21 protein-coding genes are annotated in these 22,471 nt (G+C 43.2%); 17 read left to right on the top strand and 4 right to left on the bottom strand.

All coding sequences use genetic code 11. The features are described from left to right. Positions 1–71: 71 nt before the first annotated feature. The gene (gene xerA / locus G625_RS0107485) at positions 72–1,058 is read left to right on the top strand and encodes a site-specific tyrosine recombinase/integron integrase (RefSeq protein WP_029200632.1); all 987 of its coding nucleotides are present in this window, start codon (positions 72–74) and stop codon (positions 1,056–1,058) included. Between the two features lie 9 nt (positions 1,059–1,067). Beyond that, on the top strand, positions 1,068–1,619 hold the full coding sequence (locus G625_RS0107480) for a restriction endonuclease subunit S (protein ID WP_049895793.1): 552 nt from the start codon (positions 1,068–1,070) through the stop codon (positions 1,617–1,619). Here the strand turns inward: G625_RS0107480 and G625_RS18865 are convergent. Then, positions 1,616–2,227, bottom strand: coding sequence for a restriction endonuclease subunit S (locus G625_RS18865; protein WP_049895792.1), 612 nt, complete (start codon positions 2,225–2,227; stop codon positions 1,616–1,618). The genes G625_RS0107480 and G625_RS18865 overlap by 4 nt on opposite strands. Positions 2,228–2,362: 135 nt before the next feature. Here G625_RS18865 and G625_RS0107470 point away from each other — a divergent pair, with 135 nt between their 5' ends. Genes G625_RS0107470 through G625_RS0107460 form a run of 3 tightly spaced genes read left to right on the top strand, consistent with a single transcriptional unit; the run spans position 2,363 to position 6,436 of the window. Beyond that, on the top strand, positions 2,363–5,524 hold the full coding sequence (locus tag G625_RS0107470) for a type I restriction endonuclease subunit R (RefSeq protein WP_029200630.1): 3,162 nt from the start codon (positions 2,363–2,365) through the stop codon (positions 5,522–5,524). 1 nt (position 5,525) lies between these two features. Next, entirely contained in the window at positions 5,526–5,732 is a 207-nt protein-coding gene (locus G625_RS0107465) for a hypothetical protein (RefSeq protein WP_029200629.1), read from the top strand. Further along, the gene (locus G625_RS0107460; protein ID WP_029200628.1) at positions 5,732–6,436 is read left to right on the top strand and encodes an AbiTii domain-containing protein; all 705 of its coding nucleotides are present in this window, start codon (positions 5,732–5,734) and stop codon (positions 6,434–6,436) included. The genes G625_RS0107465 and G625_RS0107460 overlap by 1 nt, the downstream gene beginning before the upstream one ends. Positions 6,437–6,613: 177 nt before the next feature. Here the strand turns inward: G625_RS0107460 and G625_RS0107455 are convergent, their stop codons facing one another. Continuing rightward, the gene (locus tag G625_RS0107455; RefSeq protein WP_029200627.1) at positions 6,614–6,814 is read right to left on the bottom strand and encodes a hypothetical protein; all 201 of its coding nucleotides are present in this window, start codon (positions 6,812–6,814) and stop codon (positions 6,614–6,616) included. Positions 6,815–7,275: 461 nt separating this feature from the next. On the opposite strand from G625_RS0107455, the gene G625_RS0107445 reads away from it, so the two are divergent. Further along, a complete protein-coding gene (locus G625_RS0107445) occupies positions 7,276–7,485 on the top strand; it encodes a hypothetical protein (protein WP_029200626.1) in 210 nt (69 codons plus the stop codon). 186 nt (positions 7,486–7,671) lie between these two features. Then, complete coding sequence (locus G625_RS0107440; RefSeq protein ID WP_029200625.1) at positions 7,672–8,925, top strand: ATP-binding protein; 1,254 nt, start codon at positions 7,672–7,674, stop codon at positions 8,923–8,925. Between the two features lie 410 nt (positions 8,926–9,335). Here the strand turns inward: G625_RS0107440 and thiI are convergent, their stop codons facing one another. Further along, entirely contained in the window at positions 9,336–10,535 is a 1,200-nt protein-coding gene (gene thiI, locus G625_RS0107435) for a tRNA uracil 4-sulfurtransferase ThiI (RefSeq protein ID WP_029200624.1), read from the bottom strand. A gap of 97 nt (positions 10,536–10,632) precedes the next feature. After that, positions 10,633–10,875 (bottom strand): HPr family phosphocarrier protein, encoded by a 243-nt coding sequence (locus G625_RS0107430; RefSeq protein ID WP_029200623.1) that lies wholly within the window; start codon positions 10,873–10,875, stop codon positions 10,633–10,635. 285 nt (positions 10,876–11,160) lie between these two features. Here G625_RS0107430 and mtaB point away from each other — a divergent pair, with 285 nt between their 5' ends. From mtaB to G625_RS0107380, 10 genes are all read left to right on the top strand, one after another. Then, positions 11,161–12,633 carry a tRNA (N(6)-L-threonylcarbamoyladenosine(37)-C(2))-methylthiotransferase MtaB gene (gene mtaB / locus G625_RS18860; RefSeq protein ID WP_442852568.1) on the top strand — a complete coding sequence of 491 codons (1,473 nt, stop codon included), beginning with the start codon at positions 11,161–11,163 and terminating at the stop codon, positions 12,631–12,633. A gap of 41 nt (positions 12,634–12,674) precedes the next feature. Continuing rightward, the gene (locus G625_RS0107420) at positions 12,675–12,938 is read left to right on the top strand and encodes an IreB family regulatory phosphoprotein (RefSeq protein ID WP_029200622.1); all 264 of its coding nucleotides are present in this window, start codon (positions 12,675–12,677) and stop codon (positions 12,936–12,938) included. A gap of 183 nt (positions 12,939–13,121) precedes the next feature. Beyond that, positions 13,122–13,535: a Holliday junction resolvase RuvX gene (ruvX, locus tag G625_RS0107415; RefSeq protein WP_029200621.1), complete on the top strand. Its 414-nt coding sequence runs from the start codon at positions 13,122–13,124 to the stop codon at positions 13,533–13,535. A 38-nt stretch (positions 13,536–13,573) separates the two neighbouring features. Beyond that, on the top strand, positions 13,574–13,837 hold the full coding sequence (locus G625_RS0107410; protein WP_029200620.1) for a DUF1292 domain-containing protein: 264 nt from the start codon (positions 13,574–13,576) through the stop codon (positions 13,835–13,837). A 295-nt stretch (positions 13,838–14,132) separates the two neighbouring features. Next, the gene (locus G625_RS18855) at positions 14,133–15,746 is read left to right on the top strand and encodes a ribonuclease J (protein WP_442852567.1); all 1,614 of its coding nucleotides are present in this window, start codon (positions 14,133–14,135) and stop codon (positions 15,744–15,746) included. 3 nt (positions 15,747–15,749) lie between these two features. Beyond that, complete coding sequence (locus G625_RS18850) at positions 15,750–16,316, top strand: endolytic transglycosylase MltG (RefSeq protein WP_049895791.1); 567 nt, start codon at positions 15,750–15,752, stop codon at positions 16,314–16,316. A 170-nt stretch (positions 16,317–16,486) separates the two neighbouring features. Then, entirely contained in the window at positions 16,487–17,137 is a 651-nt protein-coding gene (locus tag G625_RS0107395; RefSeq protein WP_029200619.1) for an O-methyltransferase, read from the top strand. A 31-nt stretch (positions 17,138–17,168) separates the two neighbouring features. Further along, the gene (locus tag G625_RS0107390) at positions 17,169–18,422 is read left to right on the top strand and encodes a peptidase U32 family protein (RefSeq protein WP_029200618.1); all 1,254 of its coding nucleotides are present in this window, start codon (positions 17,169–17,171) and stop codon (positions 18,420–18,422) included. A gap of 74 nt (positions 18,423–18,496) precedes the next feature. After that, positions 18,497–19,348: a YdcF family protein gene (locus G625_RS0107385; protein ID WP_029200617.1), complete on the top strand. Its 852-nt coding sequence runs from the start codon at positions 18,497–18,499 to the stop codon at positions 19,346–19,348. A gap of 145 nt (positions 19,349–19,493) precedes the next feature. Beyond that, positions 19,494–22,463, top strand: coding sequence for an insulinase family protein (locus tag G625_RS0107380; protein WP_029200616.1), 2,970 nt, complete (start codon positions 19,494–19,496; stop codon positions 22,461–22,463). Positions 22,464–22,471: the final 8 nt, after the last annotated feature.

Raw genomic sequence — 22,471 nt, 5'->3', positions numbered from 1 at the left:
GGCGGGAGTTATACCAACGGAACTGCCGTTGATGTCGTTCTCTGGGAATTCAAAATAGAAGGAGAAACGACATGAAGGAAGAACTGATAACAGAAGTGATGCAGCAGATGTTGCCGTATCTCGACAATGCACAGATGAAGCAGTTAAAGCAGGCGATGGAGCTTATACTCTTTCGCTATGAAGTGACCAGTGTTGAAGATAAGCGGGAAGTAGACGACAGCAATGATCTTATAGATAAGTTCATAGCTGCGAAGAAGATAGAAGGGTGTTCAGAAAAGACTCTTAAGTATTACAAAACAACGATAGATGCTTTAGTATCATCGCTTGGGAAAAATGTCAGGCATATTGTTACGGAAGATTTGCGATCATACCTTACTGAGTACCAGAGCAGGAATAATTCAAGTCGGGTTACTATAGACAATATACGCCGTATCTTATCCAGTTTCTTTTCATGGTTGGAAGAGGAAGACTATATTATTAAGAGCCCGGTACGACGAATACATAAAGTAAAAACGGCGAGTAACATTAAGGAAACATATTCAGACGAAGAATTGGAAAAGATGCGTGATAGCTGTAAAGAGCAGCGTGATCTGGCAATGATTGATATGTTGGCGTCAACGGGTATGCGTATCGGTGAGATGGTTCTTTTGAACAGAGATGATATAGATTTTACTGAACGGGAATGTGTGGTCTTCGGTAAAGGCGATAAAGAGAGGATCGTCTACTTTGATGCAAGAACAAAACTACATTTAAAGGGATACCTTGATAGTCGAACTGATGATAACCCGGCGTTGTTTGTAACATTGAGGGCGCCATATAAGCGGGTACATATAGGCGGTATTGAACATCGTTTTCGAGAAATGGGGAAACGATTAAAGATATCAAAGGTTCATCCGCATAAGTTTCGCCGGACACTGGCTACAATGGCTATCGATAAAGGGATGCCTATAGAACAGCTTCAAAGGCTCCTTGGGCATCAAAGGATAGATACGACATTGCAGTATGCAATGGTAAAACAGAGCAATGTAAAAAATGCTCATAGAAAATATATAGGTTAGGATGGTGACATGATGGAAATCATGAATACAACTTTAGCTTTCCTTTCTACGAACGGACGAGGAACATATGGAATCGGAGCATCAGCGGTTGAACGCTCGAAGGATTTATATACTTATCTTCGTATCACAGATATACGAGATGATGGGACACTCAATATGGCTGATTTGAAATCAGTCGATGATGAAAAAGCTTCTCAATATCTTCTTAAGCCAAACGATATTGTATTTGCGCGAACTGGAGCAAGTACAGGTCGGAACTATTTCTATGATGGTACAGATGGTGAATTTGTATATGCAGGATTCCTTATTAAATTTAGCATTGATCCTCAAAAGGTAAATCCTAAATATGTGAAATACTACTGTATGTCTGATGCTTATAAGGGGTGGATTCACTCTTTTAACACGGGAAGTACCAGAGGAAATATTAACGCTCATACGTTGGGAGGAATGCCTATACCTATTCCACCTCGTCAGCAGCAGGATGGAATTGTAGAAATTCTATCAAGTTTGGATGAGAAAATACGAAAGAATACGGAGATAAACGATAATTTAGCGGCTTAGAGATTGAGCACAGAGACATCCAACTCACCGGACATCAACTTAGGCAGAAGGTTGTCCCGCAATGCGGCAAGTCTCTTGTTTTCGTTGAGATTGTTTACAATTTGAGAAAACATGGGTTCGGCAACATCCTCAAATTCTGCCATTTTTTCGGCTGTAGGGAGCGGGAATTCAAACTCCATAAAATCCTTCTGATATAGATGAGGGATCACACTACCTTCAGTCCGAGCAGCGATAAATGAGGTAAAGAGCCGGGATTTTAGTAAATAGTAAATGAAAGTAGTAGATATAATATCCGGTTTGGTATTTCGGATAACAAAGATTCCTGAAGCAACAGATGTGGGGAGCTCCAAGCTATCAACATATCCGATTTTACCGATTGTACCATCCTTAGATAGCAGGATATCGCCTACTTTAAGCATTATTTCCGGAGATTCTATATAACGTTCTTCGGAAATATATCCAGCTTTATTCCAGTCGATTCCTGATTGCGTAAGGGTTTCGCCATTAATAATACGATACTCGGATTGAGGAAGATACTCACTCTTCTTGAGCCCTTTCCATCCGATTCGCCCTTTTATATAGAGGTAGTCGCCAAGTTTTACTGGCAATGCACCTTCACTATCAAGATAGGCAAGAAGAAACGTTTCTATCTGGGCTGCTAAATTATCGTTTAAGGCTGTAAAGCATATCGCATATAGAAACTAAAGGACAGACGAGTCCTGATGACATGTAGGAGGTAGACAATGCCAAGTTTGTTTACAGAAGACACCTTTGAACAGGCTGTCATTGAATTATTAGAGAATATGGGCTACGGCCATATCTATGCTCCTGATATGGATCGGGATTACAGCAGCCCTCTCTTGGATTCAGTACTGAGGGATAGCCTTGTTCGGATCAATAAAGGTCTTGCTATAGATGCTATTGAAGAGGCGATCTCAAAACTGAAGAACTTTGATTCTGGCAGCCTGGTTCAGAAGAACATGGCTTTCATGGATTACCTTCAGAATGGTGTCACCGTCAAGTTCTATGTTAAGGGCGAAGAACGTTCTTCAATCGTGAAGCTGGTCGATTATAACCGGACGGAGAATAATACCTTCTATGTAGTGAATCAGTTTACCTTCCTGGAAAACGGGAACAATCGCAGGCCGGATATCATTCTCTTTATCAACGGCCTTCCTTTGGTACTTATGGAGCTTAAGAGTCCCTCTAAGGATGAAGTCGGCGCGGAGAACGCCTTCAACCAGATTCGGAACTACATGCAGGACATCCCGTCGATATTCTACTATAACGCTATTTGCGTCATCAGTGATCTTTCCACCAATAAAGCGGGTACTATCACATCCGGCTTTGATCGCTTCATGGAATGGAAGACCAAGGATGGCGATTATGAGAATACTGCCTTTGCAGCATTTGATACTTTCTATGAAGGAATGTTCCAGAAGGATCGTCTGCTGGACATTCTGAAAAACTTCATTCTCTTCTCTCATGATGGCAAGCAGAACATAAAGATTCTTGCAGGCTACCACCAGTACTTTGCGGTCAAAAAGGCTATCGAAAAAGCAAAGATCGCAACAAAGACAGATGGTAAGGGAGGAGTGTTCTGGCATACTCAAGGCAGTGGCAAGTCCCTCTCTATGGTCTTTTATGCTCACCTGCTGCAGGAAGCTCTAGACAGCCCCACAATCGTAGTGATGACGGACCGCATTGACCTGGATGACCAGCTCTATGCTCAGTTTGCTCACTGCGCTGCCTTCCTCCGGCAAACACCGGTTCAGGCCGAGAGTAAAGAGCATCTGAAAACCTTGCTGGATGGCCGGGAGGCCAACGGCATTATCTTTACCACGATGTTCAAATTTGAGCGCGGTGAGCGGCCACTGTCCGAGAGCAGAAACATTGTGGTCATGGCAGATGAGGCCCATCGTGGCCAGTATGGTTTTGATGAGCGGATTGTCATCTCTGAAAATGAAGAGGGCGAAAAAGAAGCCAGAACAGTTGTTGGTAATGCGTTGATCATCCATGAAGCCCTGCCTAATGCAACTTTCATCGGCTTTACCGGAACGCCTATCTCCTCCAAGGATCGTAATACCAGAGAAGTCTTTGGTGATTATATTGATATCTATGACATGACCCAGGCAGTGGAGGATGGTGCAACTCGCCCGGTTTATTATGAGAGCCGTGTTGTTCATCTGAAACTGGATCAGAATACCCTGGCGCTGATTGACTCTACATACGATATTCTTGAACAGCAGTCCGATGCAGCTACCATCGAAAAGAGCAAGAAAATGCTTGGACAGATGGAGAGCGTTCTTGGCGCGGATTCCACGATTGATTCTCTCTGCAATGATATCGTCGAGCATTATGAGAAATACAGAGCAAACCTTCTGACCGGTAAGGCGATGATCGTTGCCTATTCCAGACCGATTGCCATGAAGATCTATCGGAAGCTTCTTGAACTGCGTCCGGAGTGGAATGAAAAGATCGGTGTCGTCATGACTGGCGGCAATAACGATCCGGAGGATTGGAAAGAGATTATCGGTACCAAGTCTCACAAGGAAGAGTTGGCCAGAAAGTTCAAAGACAACAACGATCCGATGAAGATCGCTATTGTCGTCGATATGTGGCTGACGGGATTTGACGTTCCCTCCCTTGCTACAATGTATGTCTATAAACCGATGCATGGCTATAACCTGATGCAGGCAATAGCCCGTGTAAACCGCGTCTTCAGAGACAAAGAAGGCGGTCTGATCGTCGACTATGTAGGCATTGCCTCTGCTTTGAAGGCCGCAATGAAGGAATACACCAAGCGAGATCAGTCCAAGTATGGCGACATGAACATCGCTCTGGTCGCCTATCCGAAGTTTAAGGAAAAGCTGCAGGTCTGCAAAGATCTGCTTCACGGATACAATTTCAGAGCATTCTTCGGCGGATCCCCTCTTGCAATGGCAAAGGCCGTCACTGGTGGCGTGAACTTTGTCCTGGATCCTCATGCTCCAGATCGTAAGGATCTGTTCCTGAAAGAAGCAATGCTCCTGAAACAGTCTCACTCCCTCTGCTCCAGTATGGTAACAGATCAGGAAAGGCATGAGGCTGCCTATATGGAGGCTGTCAGATCCACTGTTATAAAGATCACCTATGGTGGAACCGGCGGCAAAACCCTTTCGCTGAAGGAGATCAATGCTCAGATCAATGAACTCCTGAAGGCAAGCGTGCAGAGTGAAGGTGTCATCAGCCTGTTTGACAGTAAATCTGTCGGTGAAAATTTCAACCTGTTTGATCCGGCTGTCCTAGATGAGATCTCTAAAATGAAGGAGAAAAACATAGCAGTTGAGATTCTGAAGAAGCTGATGGCTGAGCAGGTAGCACTTTACAAGAGAACGAACGTGGTCCAGTCGCAGAAGTTTTCGGAGAAGATCACAAAGCTCATGAATGCCTATTACAATGGCCTGATCACAAATGAAGAGGTCATTAAGGAACTGCTCAAGGCTGCTGAAGAGATAACCCAGCTATATAAGAACGGTGCAAAACTTGGCCTGTCGCAGGAAGAACTTGCGTTCTATGACGCACTGACAAAACCGGAGCACATCAAGGACTTCTATCAGAATGACGAATTGATTGCGCTTACGCATGAACTTACTGAAATGCTTCGCAGGAACCGCACGATTGACTGGCAGAAGAAAGAAACCGCCAGGGCTACCATGCGGAAAATGGTAAAGCGACTTTTGAAGAAGTACAAATATCCTCCAGAAGATTATGAAACAGCTATCAGCACAGTGATCAGTCAGTGTGAGATGTGGACCGATAACATGGATACGGCTCCGGCATCAAATCCGGTAGTTTATAATTTTGAACCGTCGAAGCTACAGATGGTAGCGGAACCGATGGCTGAGTATGGAAAGAAGGAGTAGCATGGGAATTAAAATCGGAGACAATAATAAAATCCAAAATTCCATGATTGCAGAGAAAATAGATGCGACCAAAGATGCTATCAAGAAGATAACCTTTTTTGACAAACATCCAGTTATTTGTGGCTTTCTTATTTCATTGGTGGCGGGGATAGTATTACTGTTCTCTTTTTGGGAGAAGCTAATAAGCTTTCTGGAGGGATTGTTTTAATGGCGAAAAGCAAAATTATAAAGGACTTGGCAAACAGTTCAGTTGATACAATGACAGCTTTGAAGCGGGCAAAAGTACTACTTTCAGAAATTGGCAACGAGGATGTGAATAATTGGGTGAACTATGAAATTGCAGGTTACCCAGATAATGTTGAATTACCGGATTATAGAATTACAAGAGGCAATCTTTTTGGCTCGTACTTCAAGGGGTCTATGGCATCACATATGACATGGACGAATGTTTCCATCCCATTAGGCAAGATGCCAGACGAGTTTCAAGAAAGTCTTCTTCAAATATCATTTCGACAGAGCGTAGAGGCTTTAAGAAAACTTGCTGAGAGTACAGCTATTAAAGATGGACAACTCGGAAAAGTAGTTCCCGCTGATTTCTTTCCAAGTATAGCCAGTTTTAATAATGATTCATACATGATGATTACTTCTGCTAGAGTTATTATTGGAGAACAATGTATCAGTGATATTTTTGCTGCTGTAGAGAACCGGCTACTTGATGTTATGCTTCTCCTCGAAAAGGAATTTGGCAATCTTGACGAGCTGGATCTTGATGTTACAACAAAGACGTCAGATCAGTTGAAGAATATTGCCGAACGGATCATCTTGATTGTATATAATGATCAGAGTGTAACTATCGGGAATAACAACAAAATAAAAGACAGTACTATAGCTTCGAATATTGAGGAGCAGTAAGTTGGAGACCCCTTTCAAAACGAGGGGTCTTCTTTTTGTAGGTCGTGACCACGTGCCACGACCTACAAAAAAGCCGCTCAGGATAATATCCTGGGCGGCACTATGAATCAGGCTGGCTGCGGTTCCATAGTGGCTCCGTCTTCTGCCGTTTCCTGCCTAGGGACATCTTCGCGACTTTCAGGCTGTAGCGCCTGTTGAGACATCTCTCCTGCAGGAGTCAGAGAAACGGTAGTCTCTTTGTTGGTAAAACTGAAGTTGTAGCGCGTCTAAGATTTCGTATATCGTCGCGGCAATCAGGGAACCGACGATCGTGAGTTTGATCGTGCCGCCCTTTCCGGTAAAAACAGAAGCGATAGGAGTCCAAATATCGTTATTCATGAAATAAGTCTCCTTTCTCAAGTCGGTGTGAATTCAGCCATGCGCTGAATTCTGGTTTTGTCAAGGTGCCGCCAAGCACCTCCTGTTTCTTTTCGTCGGCGTTCATCATCAGGCTGTCCAGTAAGCCTGCGACATCCGGCACAGATATGCCGCCTGAAAACACTCACGCACACCTGTGATTGAGCTCGGCAGAAAAACCGAGGATGGGGCTATAGGCGGTAGGCATCTGGAATCCGAGCTGATTCTTTTATATGCGTGAAGCACTGTTTTATTCTCTATTTCTAAAAGTAAAAACAAGTGCCTATTTGCCTAAAGTAAGCAACCATGCGGGAAGCCGTAATTCTTCATATTCGCCTTGATCTGCCTATTCAGGCGCGTCAAAAGCCCTGGAAAAAGGTGACTAACACACTTGACAATACCTGCCAGATGATAATCCGATTGCTTTAAAGGCGGATTTTATCTTGTCTTTGTGTGAGCTTATTGTGGGAGGCAAGGAAGGGCTTAGCTGCCTGTTTCATGTATCTGCTGATTATATATTAAATGGTGATACTCCGGATAATCTTGATCCTATTGTGAATGAAGCAATAGAGATTCTAAACAATTTAAAGACGGATAAGGCTAAGAAGTCTGCACTTGAAATGCTAAGGCAGATTCAGATTCTTGAGGGCTAAGGAATAAGATTTTTCTAGAGATTGTGCCAACTCAGTCGGCACAATTTAATCCTTATCGAACAAAAATGCGGAATCCGCAAAAATGTCGATTAGAGTATTGAATAAGCTATTCCTATGATGTATAATTCTATTGAACAAAAATGCGGATTCCGCATTTTTGTTCAATAAGTAACGAGGTGGAACAATATGGAAATACGCAGAGAGATATATTTGAATAAGCTTATTTCAAAAAAGCATAACGGACTAATTAAGGTTGTAACAGGTATGCGAAGATGCGGAAAATCATACCTTTTATTTAATCTTTTTAAAGAGTATCTGGTAAATGAAGGAGTTAATGAAAATCATATTATTGAGATTGCATTTGACTCTTTTGAGAATAGAAAGTATCGAGATCCTGAAGTTTTATTTCCATATCTAATGGAAAAAATCGCTGATAAAGAAATGTATTATGTTTTATTAGATGAAGTTCAGATGCTCGATGATTTTGAATCAGTTCTTAATAGCCTCGGAAGAAAGAAAAATGTGGATGTATATGTAACGGGAAGTAATGCCAAGTTTCTGTCAAAAGATATTATTACTGAATTTCGTGGACGTGGGGATGAAGTTCACATGTATCCGTTAACATATAGTGAATTTATGAGTGTATATGACGGTGACAAACAGGAAGGCTGGAGGGATTATGTGCTGTTCGGTGGAATACCGCTTGTGCTAGGCTTTGAAACGGCTGATCAAAAATCTGGTTTTTTAAAATCTCTATTTGAGGAAACCTACATTTCTGATATTACTGGAAGGAATAATATACGAAATAAAGCAGAGTTAGAAGAACTTCTGAACATTTTATCCTCAGCAATTGGATCGCTTACGAATCCAAGCAAGTTATCTGCGACATTTAAAAGTGTTAAAAACAAGACTATAAGCAAAGAAACCATAATCAAATATATAGATTACCTTAAAGATTCATTTCTTATTGATAGTGCAATTCGATATGATATAAAGGGTAAAAAATACATTAATACTCCATCGAAGTATTATTTTACCGATTTGGGACTTAGAAATGCGAGACTTAATTTTAGACAGGTTGAGGAGACTCATGCAATGGAAAACATTATATTTAATGAATTAAAAGTTCGTGGATATAATGTGGACGTTGGTGTTGTTGTGATGAATGAAGTTGACAAAAATGGTAAGAAGATTCGAAAACAGTTGGAAGTAGATTTTGTCTGCAACAAAGGTTCAAAGAGATTTTATATTCAATCAGCCTATGCATTGCCTGATAAAGAAAAGATGGAACAGGAACAACGCTCACTAGTGAATACAGGCGATGGATTTAAAAAAATTATTATTACAAAGGATGCTGTGGCACCGCTTTATAATGATGAAGGCATATTGGTAATGAGTGTTTATGATTTTCTTCTAAATCCAGATAGCATGGAATGGTAATATTCTTGGATATGACAGAGTTGGTGATAAGCTTATAGTGAATAAGGAACAGGCCGACACTGTGAAAAGAATCTTTGAGCTATACCTGGCTGGCAATGGTGTTCGTAAGATTCAGGATATCATGGGGCAGTTGATAAGGTATATGTAGAAGGTTCGCATGAGAAGCTGGTTTCGCCAGAAGATTTTGACAGAGCACAGGAGTTAAGAGAAAAACACAAGTCCGTGAAGACAGACAAGAACGGCAAAGCAATTGGGGGCAGTCGCTTTGCAAGCATCTGTGGGGCAATAAGATTGTTTGTACCTGTGGTCATGCTATGAACCGAAGAATTGCACAGGCTGCCAATAAAGTGAAGAAAATGCAAGGGATGTGCGGCTAGGCTTGCCTTGCATTTTCTGTACCATTTCAGCGCTTATCGGCCTTTACCCGCACACCATATCAGCTCAGCTTCGTTAACCGCCTTCTCGACCATCGGCAGCATCTCGTCGTAAACTATCTGCTCCGACTTACGGATCTTCTCCGGAATAGGTTTGGTAACCGGATGCTTAGCCACAAAGATGGTGCAGCAATCCTCGAAAGGCTCGATAGAAGTCTCATAAGTTCCGATCTTCTGTGAAACCTCAACAATCTGCTGCTTGTCAAAAGCGATAACCGGACGGTAAACCGGAAGCTTGCAAACCTCATTTGTACATACAAGAGACTGCATGGTCTGGCTTGCCACCTGGCCGATGGATTCGCCGGTGATAAGAGCTATACAATCACGCTTTTCGGCAATGGCCTCTGCGATACGCATCATATATCTTCTCATGATGATGGTAAGCTCCTCATGAGGACACTTCTCATAAATCTTCAGCTGGATATCTGTAAAGTTAACTACATGTAAAGCGATAGGTCCTGAGTAAAGGGCGACCTCATTGGCAAGATCGACAACCTTCTGCTTTGCACGCTCTGAGGTATATGGAGGTGCGTGGAAGTAGGTTGCTTCAAGAACAGCTCCGCGACGGGCGATCATATAGCCTGCAACAGGACTGTCGATTCCGCCTGAAAGAAGCAGCATGGCCTTGCCATTGGTTCCCAGAGGCATACCTCCGACACCGGGGATGATTTCTGAGTAAATGTTTATAAACTGGCGGATCTCCACACGGATAACCACTTCGGGGTTGTGAACATCTACGGAGGTGTTGGGGAAAGCTTCCAGTATGTCGTGACCGAGCTCTGCATCAACCTCATTGGATTGCATAGGGAACTCTTTGTCGGCTCTTCTGGTATTTACCTTGAAAGTAAGCTTACGGTCGCCGTAAACCTCTTTGAAGTAGGAGATGACCTTGTCTGAAAGAACCTTGTAGTCGTGGGTTGAATCCATCTGGATCATAGGACAAATGGACACTATTCCGAATACGTGCTGGAGGGCATCCACTGTTTCCTCATAATCATAATTTTCTGACTTAACTGTGACATAGATACGTCCGCGCTCGCGATATACTTTAAAATCGCCCTCGGCACGCTCAAGCTTTTTTCTGATGTCATGAACCAGTGCATCCTCGAACACATAACGGTTCTTTCCCTTGGTGCCTATCTCGGCATACTTGATAAGAAAGCTTTGGTATTGCATAGAACTCCTTTTCTTATAACAGAAACTGAGTGCGTACATATCAGTACGCACTCAGCTTGACACTTGTTGATTTCCCGTTAAAATAAAACGATATCGATCACTCTGAAATGATGTATGGTGTCAGAGCGGAAAGAATCTCTTCCATACGAACTGCATCAGCATGGATGTTAAGATCGATAGGCTTTGAAAGGTCCAATGAGAAGATACCCATGATGGACTTTGCATCGATAACATAACGACCTGAAACAAGATCGAAATCTACGTCAGAGAACTTTACGAGTTCATTAACGAATGATTTTACTTTATCGATAGAATTAAGTGAGATACGAACGGTTTTCACGATGAAATCCTCCTAAAAATAATATTTATCAGTGATCAATTTTTTAAACACTTATACACTGATAATTCTAGCAATAACAAACTTCAAAAGTCAATAGAATGTCAAAGTTTCCTAAAGGAAAACAAGGATTCATGTGATGGTTCAGCCGGTAAACGGAGATACTTCAGACATTAGAAACAGGATATATTTCCAAACATGAATAAAAAGAAAGATATGGAACTGAAAAATAAGAAAGCAGCAATGCATAATCTTGGGTGCAAGGTTAATTCATACGAAGCCGAAGCTATGATCCGGGAGCTCAGGGAAGCGGGAGTAGAGATTGTTTCCTGGGATAAGGATAAGGCAGACATTTATATCATTAACACCTGCTCTGTTACAAATATTGCAGACCGGAAATCCAGGCAGATGATACACAAAGCCCGTGCCATGAATCCTGATGCGGTGGTTATAGCAGCGGGATGTTATGTCCAGGCAAAAGCTGAAGAACTGAAATATGATAATGCTGTTGACATCCTGCTGGGTAATAATGAGAAGGGCAATCTGGTGAGTGCGATTGAAAAATACTATCTGGGTGAAGCAGATGAAGAAGGTTCATTTAACAACGGACAGGAATATGAGTCTGTGACAAGTGAAACGACAGGAAATAACATTGGCGGAAGTGAAGAGAGTTTTTCAAAAGGAGGGTTCACAGAAACAGTTTCTGTGGGGACTGCAGAAAGTAATTCAGAAAGGCGGAATTTTAAAAGCAGAACCTCCTGCTATGTAAAAGATATTTCAAAGGATCAAAGCTACGAGGATCTGAGAGCCGGTGAGATAGAGGATAACGGCAGAGTGTTCTTGAAGGTTCAGGATGGCTGCAACCAGTATTGTTCCTATTGCATCATTCCCTATGTGCGGGGGCGTATAAGGTCAAGATCTGTTGAAAGCACAGTGAAGGAAGCTGCGGATTTCGCCAACAGAGGTTATCGTGAGATAGTGCTTACGGGTATCCATCTTTCCTCTTACGGATTGGATTTTGATAACGCAAATTATGAATTTGCAATGGAAAATGATGTGCCCTCGGAGCACCTGCTGGAGCTTATCAGAAGTGTGGCCAATGTTCCCGGAATCAGCAGAGTGAGACTCGGCAGTCTTGAACCCCGCATAATTACCGATGCTTTTGTTAAAGAGCTTAAAAATATCCCGGAGATATGTCCTCATTTTCATCTGTCTCTTCAAAGCGGCTGTGACCGTACGCTTAAGGCTATGAACAGACATTATGACACTGCTGCCTTCAGACATTCTGTCGAGCTTATAAGAAATGCCTGGGACGATGCGGCTATAACAACGGATGTGATCGTGGGATTTCCGGGAGAAACGGAAGATGATTTCAGAGAGTCCTATGATTTCATAGATGAAATAGGATTTTATGAGCTTCACGTTTTTAAGTACAGCAGACGTCAGGGAACTGCTGCTGACAAAATGAAGAATCAGGTTCCGGATAAGATAAAGTCGGAGCGCTCGGAAAAACTTATCAGGCTGGATGAAACAAAATCCGAAGTTTTCAGAAGAAGCTTTTTGGGGAAAGAAACCGAGATCATTCCGGAGGATATCACCACCTTTGACGGAAAAAAATATTTGAGGGGTTACAACAAAAGCTATGTGAGATTTATGGTACCGCTTACAAATGATGCTGAAGGAACGGGTAAAATAGGACAAATAATCAGGGTGCAGGGCCAAGAATTATGTTATACATGCGTACTTGCATTGATTTTGTAAATGGTATAGAATTAACTAAGTTATTAAAAGGACGTGACAATATGAGCGATTTAGGCAGTACACAGATTATCAGACCAATGCAGGAATACGATTTGGATGTTACGGAGGTTCTGGCCCGTGTCTATGAGGCACTTACGGAAAAGGGCTACAATCCCATAAATCAGATCGTAGGATACATTATGTCCGGTGATCCTACTTATATCACAAGCCACAAGGGCGCAAGAAGCCTTATCATGAAGGTTGAGCGTGACGAGATCCTTGAAGAGCTTATGAAGACATATGTTGAGGCGAAACTCAGCAAGTAATTTAGTGTGTCTATGAAGAGTCTGTCCGTGTCGGCAGACTCTTTTATATTTCTGCCCACGGTTTTGATCGTGCTTCATGTAAGCAATTTTAAACATTAGTGATATAGGAGCGAGCCTATTAGATCTGCATCTGTATGTAAGAGATAAACGGCGGAAAAAATGCGTTTATATAGGAGATTTTCATTGAGAATTCTGGGACTGGATTACGGATCAAAAACAGTTGGCGTTGCCATGACCGACCCTATGGGTATAACGGTACAGCCTTTTAAAACTATACTTAGAGACAGGGAATCGAAACTCAGAAAAACCCTGTCGGAGATACAAAAGATCGTCGAGGACTATGATGTAGAAAAAATCGTAGTGGGTCTTCCGCTGAATATGGATGATACTGAGGGCGAAAGAGCTCGGGAGACCAGGACATTTGTGGAAAAGCTTAAGCTGAGGGTTACGGTGCCGGTGGAGTTCACTGACGAACGCCTGACCACGATGGAAGCAGCGGAGATACTTGATGAGAGCGGCATAAAAAGATCAGAACAGAAAAAAGTCATCGACCAGGTTGCCGCACAATTGATCTTGGAACAATATCTGAGAGGCTGAGACCTCTCCGTTAAATTTGCAGAAATCAGGAGATAAACATGGAAAATACTATCCGGTTAAAATCTGAGGATGGAACACTCGAACTTGAAATCCTTGAGGAGACTACTGTACAGGGAGTTAATTATATCCTTGTGACGGATGCTCCCGAAGGTGAAGATGGTGAGTGCTATGTCATGAAAGATGTATCAGGACCCGAGGATGCAGAAGCAGATTATGAGTTTGTCGATGACAAGGAGTCTGAAGCAGTGATGCAGATTTTTTCTGCACTTCTGGAAGGAGAAGGTATAACTATTGAGAAGTAATAAAAACAAAGAGGATATGGATATGCTCGAAACAGCAGTTAAGGAAAACGATGAACAGGCTGTTACATTGGAAAAGGGCGAAAAGCGTAAAAGAAAGCCGGCAAGCCACACCCAAAAAAGTGAGAAAACTGAAAAAACTGAAAAAATAGAAAAAACAGAAAAAACAGCTGAAACAGAGGCTGCTGTAAAGGAACACAAAACAGCAAACCACAGGAGAAAAAAGCAGAAATCTGACAGCTTAGTTCCGAATGGTAAAGTCAGGATCATCCCACTCGGAGGTCTTGATCAGATAGGTATGAATATCACTGCATTTGAAACGGAAGACAGTATCATGATCGTTGACTGCGGTCTTGCTTTTCCTTCAGGTGATATGCTTGGTATAGATCTTGTTATTCCCGATATCACTTATCTGAAGAATAACATTTCAAAGGTAAAGGGTTTTGTTATCACTCACGGACATGAAGATCATATCGGAGCACTTCCGTATGTTCTCCAGCAGATCAAAGTTCCGGTGTTCGGTACGAGACTTACCATGGCTCTCATTGAGAATAAGCTTAAAGAAAGCGGCCTTGATCAGGTTATAGAAATGAACGTTGTTCCCTTCGGAGGAATCGTTGATTTCGGAGACATAAAAGTCGAATTTGTAAAAACCAATCACTCTATACAGGATGCGGCAGCATTGGCCATCTTCACACCGGCAGGAACCATAGTTCATACCGGAGATTTCAAGGTGGATTATACGCCGGTTTTCGGTGACCCCATCGACCTTCAGCGTTTTGCCGAGCTGGGAAGATCCGGTGTTCTCGCCATGATGTCAGACTCCACCAATGCCGTAAAGCCTGGTTCCACCATGTCGGAACGTTCTGTGGGAGTTACTCTGGACAGGATATTCGCAGAGCACAGAGAGAACCGTATAATCGTTGCAACATTTGCATCTAATGTTGACCGTGTTCAGCAGATCATAAACATGGCTTCCAAGTACGGAAGAAAGGTAGTGGTTGAGGGACGTTCCATGGTTAATGTCATTACCGTGGCATCAGAGCTTAATTACATTGATATCCCCGAGGGAACTCTCATTGATATCGACCAGCTCAGGAACTATCCCGATGAACAGACTGTGCTTATCACTACAGGTTCACAGGGCGAGTCCATGGCGGCATTAAGCCGTATGGCAAGTGGAATGCACCGGAAGGTACGCATTAAACCCAATGATGTTGTTGTGCTTTCTTCACATCCTATTCCGGGAAATGAGAAGGCAGTGGATAAGGTGGTCAATGAGTTATGCATGCTTCATGCCAAGGTCATCCTTCAGGATACCCACGTTTCGGGACATGCCTGCGCAGATGATCTGAAGCTTCTGTTTTCACTTGTGAGACCTGAGTATTCTATCCCGGTTCATGGTGAGTACCATCACCGTATGGCTGCGGCCAGAATTGCAGAACAGATCGGTGTTCAAAATGAAAAGTGCCTCCTTATAGAAAACGGAGACGTGCTTGAGCTTTCCATGAAGGATGGCAAGAGTAAATCAGAGATAAAAGAGCATGTTCAGGCCGGAGGAGTTTTTGTTGACGGACTCGGAGTCGGAGATGTAGGCAACATCGTTTTGAGAGATCGTCAGAATCTCGCCCAGAATGGTATCATCGTAGTTGTTCTTACTCTCGAAAAGTATTCCGGACATCTTCTTGCGGGACCGGATCTTGTGTCACGAGGCTTTGTTTATGTCCGTGAATCAGAGGATCTCATGGAAGAGGCAAGGGTGCATGTTCAGGATGCGGTTGATGACTGTCTTGTACGTCATGTCAATGACTGGGGCAAGATCAAGAACATCATCAAGGATTCTCTCAGCGACTTCCTCTGGAAGCGAATCAAGAGAAATCCTGTTATCCTTCCCATCATAATGGAGGTTTGATAAATGGGTCACAGAGATACCTTGGAGCGGGTTACAGGCTTTGTGGTCGGTCTCGCCTGGCGTGTCATATTGATAGCACTTTTGGTATATGGACTGACCAACGGCATCAAAATGGCCTACAGCTATGGTCATGGTCTCCTGTATGATCATGCAATGGCTGTTGAGGGAGCTCCTGAAGAAGAATTTGTCATAAGCGAAGATCAGGGTGTTGAGGATATCGCAAAAGCTCTTTATAAAAAGAAATTTATTGATAATGTTGAGGCCTTCAAGGTTCAGTCGCTTCTTTATGAGGCGAAGTACGTACCGGGTTCCTACAGCCTGTCAAAGTCCATGACTACCTCGGATATCATTCAGCATCTGACCCGGGAAGGTGTGAAGTATCAGGAATTACAGGATAAGAATCTTATGGATCTGGAAGCCACTACGGCTGCTGAAGAGATAGAGACGGATGCCAATGGAGTTGAGGTCATCGGAGGTTCCGATGATGAGAACATGATAGCACAGGATGCTGCCAATGCTGCTTTCGAGTCACAGGTGGCTGAAAGTGCGGCGGCTGCCGCCGGTCAGTAAAGCTGATATAATACCGGCACCGGCTACGTATAATCTTTGACACTTAGGATTTTACTGCAAAGGAAAGTAGTATCCGGACAGCACCGGCACCGATCACGTATAGTCTCCGGCACAGCTTTATATAAAATGTGTGCAGGACTTATACAGTATTATAAAGAGGAAGTGAAGCTTTGATCGTAAACGAGAAACTTGTGAATTATATACATTCACTTGAACCTGATCGGAGTGAGCTTCTGGAGAATGTAAGAAAAGAAGCGCTTGCGGCGGAAATCCCCATTATAAGGGATGAAACGGCGGCGCTTCTTAAATGTTTCATAACTATGCTCAGGCCGAAGAGGATCCTTGAGATAGGCACGGCTGTCGGCTATTCTGCCCTGACCATGGCAGAGGTGCAGCCTTCGGACGGAAGCATTATCACAGTGGAAAACTATGAGCCGAGAGTTAAAGAGGCGGTTAAAAACATTTCCGGAAGCATATACAGAGACAGGATCAGGCTCATTAATGATGATGCCGGCAAAGTGATAAAAAGCTTTGCAGAGAACGGCGAAAAATTTGATTTTATCTTTATGGATGCCGCAAAAGCCCAGTACATAGTGTGGCTTCCGGATATCATAAAGATGCTGCCGAAGGGGGCAGTGCTTTTCAGCGACAACATCCTTCAGGATGGCCGTATCATAGAAAGCCGGTATCAGGTGGAAAGGCGGGACCGTACCATCCACAGCCGCATGAGAGAATATCTTTTTGAGCTGAAGCATAACGAACTGTTGGAAACTGCCATACTTGCCGATGGCGACGGCATTTCCATAAGTGTAAAACGCTGAGGTTAATAAATGAGGAGAGGATTGAAAAATAATGTTAAAGGAAACTGAACTGCTGATCCCCGCAGGATCACTGGATGTACTTAAAACTGCTGTAAACTATGGGGCAAATGCTGTTTATCTCGGCGGAGAGGCTTTCGGACTCCGTGCCAATGCCAAGAATTTTACTCTTGACGAGATTCGTGAGGGCGTTCAATTTGCACATGAAAGAAATGTAAAAGTGTTTGTAACTGCAAACATCCTGGCGCATAATGGTGATATGGAAGGTGTCAGAGAGTACTTTAAGGAGCTTGCCACAACAGGCATCGATGCAGTCCTTATTGCAGATCCCGGTGTATTTATGATCGCAAAGGAGGTTCTGCCGGATTCCATAGAGCTTCATATCTCAACCCAGGCAAACAATACCAATTATGAAACCTTCCTTTTCTGGTGGAAGCTCGGGGCAAAGCGTGTGGTATGCGCAAGAGAGCTTAGTCTCAAGGAAATCAAGGAGATAAGACAGCATATCCCTGAGGAACTGGATATCGAGGCATTTATCCATGGTGCTATGTGTATGTCTTATTCCGGAAGATGCATGCTCAGCAATTACTTCACCGGAAGAGACGCCAACAGAGGAGAGTGTACACATCCCTGCCGCTGGAAGTACAATATCGTTGAAGAGACGAGACCGGGACAGTATTTCCCGATTTATGAAAATGAGAGGGGCACATTTATTTTTAACTCAAAGGATCTCTGCATGATCGAGCATGTGCCTGAGCTCATAGATGCAGGCATTGATTCCCTTAAGATCGAGGGAAGAATGAAGACGGCTCTTTATGTGGCGACCGTTGCCAGAACCTATCGTAAGGCTCTTGACGATCTTAAGGAAAGCGAAGAGAAGTACAGAGCCAATATGGAGTGGTATAAGTCTGAGATAGCAAAGTGTACCTATCGTGAGTTCACCACAGGCTTCTATTACGGAAAGCCCTCTGCCGATGACCATATCTATGATAACAATACCTATGTAACAGGGTCTGTTTATCTCGGAACCATAAAGCGCAGCGATGAGGAAGGCTGGAGTTATCTTGAACAGAAGAACAAGTTCTCAGTGGGAGAGATGATAGAGATAATGAAGCCGAACGGTGAGGATATCCCTATCGAAGTACTTGAGATCCGTGATGCAGAAACAGATGTACCTCAGGATTCCTGCCCTCATGCATGCCAGCAGATCAAGGTGAGATTTTCGATAGCGCCTGAAGCCGGAGACATTATCAGAAAAACAACTCCGGAGAAACAGGACGTGGAGTAAAGCCTGATCCGGGGAAATCTGACTTCATATCTTGCGGAGGGGCTCCAAAACAGCCTTAAAAGGTAAAACATCTTATGGAACTAATCTTTGTAGCAATAGGAATAGCATCGCTTGCATACGTATTTCTGATATTTGTTGAATACGGCCTGACCTCTTTTATGTGGTTTTGGCCGTTATTTGCGTTGTTGAATTTCATTATGTTTTTCATGGTGAGATATGTCAGAAAGAAGTTTAAGGAAAAAAAGGAAATCCCCCTGAGACCCTTTGTCTTCTACTTTGCCAGCTACGGTCTCTCTGTTGTGACTCTTCTGACCATACTTGCGGTGATATTTTCCAATGCATACACCAGGGTGCAGAACAATCTTGATTATGTAATAGTCGTGGGAACAAATCTCGTTGACAACAAGATTTCCAAATCACTGGAAAGAAGACTGGACCGGGCCATAGAATATGCCAAGGAAAATCCCAACACGGTTTTTGTACTGTCGGGAGGCAGGAGTGAGTACGGGAGAAACACGGAAGCTACGGTCATGTATCATTACATGATAAATGCAGGGATACCCGACAAAAACCTCCTTTTGGAATTCTATTCGGATTCCACTCAGGAAAAGATAGGGTTTTCCTTGATGACAATTCATCAGGATCATGAACAAAAGCTCCTTGCCGAAAAGCTCCGGCACCCGGGTAAACCATTTATGAGACAAACCCCAAAAAGAGATGATATAATTGTCGGAGTGGAACGTCCTTTGTCCATAGGTATCATTACCTCGGATTTCAATCTGTTGCGTGCAAAGGAGATCGCAAAAAAATATGGTGTTATGGATGCCTGCCCCATGGCCACAAAGACAGATGAGCTGATGCTTGTTCATCTGGCGGTAAGGGAAGCGGTTGCCCTGTTTAAGGACAGACTTATAGGTAATATTTAAACCGGCATCTAATCCATAAGGCAGAGCTTTCGATCATTACCCCGGTATTCCGGGATACCCGGTTTTATATAAGAGCCTGTCAGATTTGTATCTGTGTGTCAGATATTACGGCTTGAAAAAGCGTTAAAGAGAGGAGAAAGGCTTCATGAAGAATTATGAGCTGATAGAAAAAAAGAGGATAGAAGAGTTATCAACGGATGCCTGCATTTACAGGCATAAGAAAAGCGGAGCTAGAATTTTCACCATGAAAAACTCTGATGACAATAAGGTGTTCGGCATAGCGTTCCGCACGCCGGCAGAAGACAGCACAGGAGTTGCGCACATCACGGAGCATTCTGTCCTTTGCGGATCCGATAAATTCCCGCTGAAGGATCCCTTTGTTGAGCTTGCCAAGGGATCCCTCAATACATTTTTAAATGCCATGACCTATCCTGATAAGACGGTTTATCCCATCGCTTCACGAAACGATAAGGATTTCGATAATCTCATGGATGTCTACATGGATGCGGTTTTCCATCCGAATTCCGTTAAGGATCCCCGCATCATGATGCAGGAGGGATGGCATTATGAAATGCAGGATGAGAAGGATGACCTTATCTATAACGGTGTTGTTTACAACGAGATGAAGGGCGTTTTTTCAAATCCCGAATCAGTACTTGAGCGTTATATCATGCATGCGCTTTTCCCGGATACAACTTATGGTAATGAATCCGGCGGAGATCCTGTGAACATCCCGGATCTTACCTTTGAGGATTTCAAAGCATTCCATGCCCGTTTCTATCATCCTTCCAATTCCTACATTTTCCTGTATGGCGATATGGATATGGAGAAGAAGCTTGAGTGGCTTGATAAAGCATATCTTTCAGAGTATACAGCCATCGAGCCTAACTCAGACATTGCCGCACAGAAGCCCTTCGATAAGATGCAGGAGGAAGAGATTTCCTATTCTGTGGGTGAAAATGAACCTCTTGAGAAAAATACATACCTTTCATGGAATGTAGTAGTGGACGCTTTGGACAGCAAGTCAAACCTTGCTCTCGACATCTTGGATTATGCACTTCTTTCATCTCCGGGAGCGCCTCTTAAGCAGGCACTTATCGATGCAGGCATAGGAGAAGATATCTTCGGAGGCTTTCAGGACGGAATCAAACAGCCATATTTCTCTGTTACTGCCAAGGGGACCGATAAGAAAGACAAGAAAAAATTCCTGGAGATAATTGAGGGTACTTTAAAGAAACTTGCAAAAGAGGGACTTGATAAGAAGACATTACTGGCTGCAATAAATCATGACGAGTTTCAGTACAGAGAGGCTGATTACGGACGTACTCCAAAGGGGCTTGTCTACAGCCTTACATCACTTGATACCTGGCTCTATGGCGGAAAGCCATGGGATTATCTTTTCTGTGAGAAATATTATAAAGAGCTCAGAAAAGATGTTGAAGAAGGCTATTTCGAGAAGCTTATCGAGAAATATCTTCTCGGAAATAAGCATTCAGCCCTGGTTATCTGTAAGCCGGAAAGAGGTCTTACGGAGAAACGTGAGGAGGAGTTAAAGAAAAAGCTGGCAGCCGTTAAGGCAAAGATGTCAAAAGAAGAGATCAAAAAGTGTGTTTCCGATACAAAGATGCTCAAGGAGTATCAGGAGGAGCCTACAAGCGAAGAGAATCTTGAGAAGCTGCCGCTCTTAAGCATTAGCGATATAGATAAAAAGGCAGAGACCTTCAGCTGGAAGGAAACACGGCTTTCCGACACACTTCTTATCGGTACCGAGCTTGAAACAAGAGGTATTGCTTATCTCCGATTCAATTTCAATACAGCCTGCCTTACAGAAGAGGAGCTTCCATACGCAGGATTTTTGAAGACAGTTCTCGGCTATATGGATACTGAAAAGCATACTTATCAGGATCTGACTTCCGACATCCTTTTGAACACCGGAGGCATCAACTTTGACGCAAGTGCTTATCCCAATATCAGTAAGTATGGCTGGTACACTGGTATCTTCAGTATCGATGTAAAGCTTTTGTATGATGGCTTTTCTTTCGGTCTCGATATAGTTAACGAGATCGTTCATACAACAAAATTTGAAGATGATAAGAGGATGCAGGAAATCCTGAACGAGGCCCGTTCAAGAGAAAGAATGAAGGTTGAAGGCTCAAGCCACAGCTATGCCGTTAACAGGGCAACCTCATATTTTTCCGCAACCGGAAGATATGCTGACCTTACCGGGGGCATAAGCTACTACCGTTTCATCAACAGAATATCCGATGAGTTTAAGAAGGATAAAAAGACACTTCAGAAGAAGTTAAGGGAAGTGGCCTGCAAGCTCTTCAGACCTGAAAATATGTTTATATCACTTGCATGTGAGAAAGAGGGTAATGATGCCTTCGCAAAGGAATTCCCTAAGTTCAAAAAGAACTTTGAGCAGGGCATCCGGAAGCTGGAAGAGAAGGCAGGAAAGCTTGATAAAGGTTTCAAACCATACAAGGCTTCAGCCGGAAAGGCTTTGCCGCAGCTTACACTCAGCGGTAATCTCAATGAAGGCTTCAAGACTCCGTCACAGGTTAACTATGTCGCAAGATCAGGTCTTTATGATACAAAGAAGCATCCGTATACAGGTGCCCTTAAGGTACTTAAGGTGATTCTGAATTACCAGTATCTCTGGCTCAATCTTCGTGTCAAAGGCGGAGCCTACGGATGTATGTCAGGTTTCGGAAGATCAGGTGAAGGTTATTTTGTATCCTACAGAGATCCTCATCTTAAGGAGACTCTGGATATTTACGAGGGCATACCTAAGTTCATCAAGGACTTCAAGACTTCGGAAAGAGATATGACAAAGTACATCATAGGCGCTATTTCCGAGCTTGATACACCGAGGACAAATTCCGCAAAGGCTGCATTGACCTTAAGCGCATTCCTGTCACATGTAACCAATGACATGCTTCAGGAGGAGAGAGACCAGATCCTTGCAACAAGCGAGGCAAAGATTAATGCACTCTCAGATTACGCAAAGGAAATCCTTGAGAAAGGTGCGGCATGTACTGTTGGAAACAACAAGCTTATTGAGGACAATAAGGATAAGTTCTACACCACAGAGGAACTCTTTAAGCAAAACTAATTTAATGG

It is taken from the genome of Oribacterium sp. NK2B42, from assembly GCF_000424445.1.
GTDB lineage: Bacteria > Bacillota > Clostridia > Lachnospirales > Lachnospiraceae > Oribacterium.
The sequence above is the reverse complement of the archived record's forward strand: the minus strand, read 5'-3'. Positions and strand labels throughout refer to the sequence as shown.

Coding starts and splice junctions, on each gene's coding strand:
- xerA (WP_029200632.1), top strand. CDS start 72: ATGAAGGAAGAACTGATAACAGAAGTGATGCAGCAGATGTTGCCGTAT.
- G625_RS0107480 (WP_049895793.1), top strand. CDS start 1,068: ATGATGGAAATCATGAATACAACTTTAGCTTTCCTTTCTACGAACGGA.
- G625_RS0107470 (WP_029200630.1), top strand. CDS start 2,363: ATGCCAAGTTTGTTTACAGAAGACACCTTTGAACAGGCTGTCATTGAA.
- G625_RS0107465 (WP_029200629.1), top strand. CDS start 5,526: ATGGGAATTAAAATCGGAGACAATAATAAAATCCAAAATTCCATGATT.
- G625_RS0107460 (WP_029200628.1), top strand. CDS start 5,732: ATGGCGAAAAGCAAAATTATAAAGGACTTGGCAAACAGTTCAGTTGAT.
- G625_RS0107455 (WP_029200627.1), bottom strand. CDS start 6,814: ATGAATAACGATATTTGGACTCCTATCGCTTCTGTTTTTACCGGAAAG.
- G625_RS0107440 (WP_029200625.1), top strand. CDS start 7,672: ATGGAAATACGCAGAGAGATATATTTGAATAAGCTTATTTCAAAAAAG.
- thiI (WP_029200624.1), bottom strand. CDS start 10,535: ATGCAATACCAAAGCTTTCTTATCAAGTATGCCGAGATAGGCACCAAG.
- mtaB (WP_442852568.1), top strand. CDS start 11,161: ATGATCCGGGAGCTCAGGGAAGCGGGAGTAGAGATTGTTTCCTGGGAT.
- G625_RS0107420 (WP_029200622.1), top strand. CDS start 12,675: ATGAGCGATTTAGGCAGTACACAGATTATCAGACCAATGCAGGAATAC.
- G625_RS0107410 (WP_029200620.1), top strand. CDS start 13,574: ATGGAAAATACTATCCGGTTAAAATCTGAGGATGGAACACTCGAACTT.
- G625_RS18855 (WP_442852567.1), top strand. CDS start 14,133: ATGAATATCACTGCATTTGAAACGGAAGACAGTATCATGATCGTTGAC.
- G625_RS18850 (WP_049895791.1), top strand. CDS start 15,750: ATGGGTCACAGAGATACCTTGGAGCGGGTTACAGGCTTTGTGGTCGGT.
- G625_RS0107390 (WP_029200618.1), top strand. CDS start 17,169: ATGTTAAAGGAAACTGAACTGCTGATCCCCGCAGGATCACTGGATGTA.
- G625_RS0107385 (WP_029200617.1), top strand. CDS start 18,497: ATGGAACTAATCTTTGTAGCAATAGGAATAGCATCGCTTGCATACGTA.
- G625_RS0107380 (WP_029200616.1), top strand. CDS start 19,494: ATGAAGAATTATGAGCTGATAGAAAAAAAGAGGATAGAAGAGTTATCA.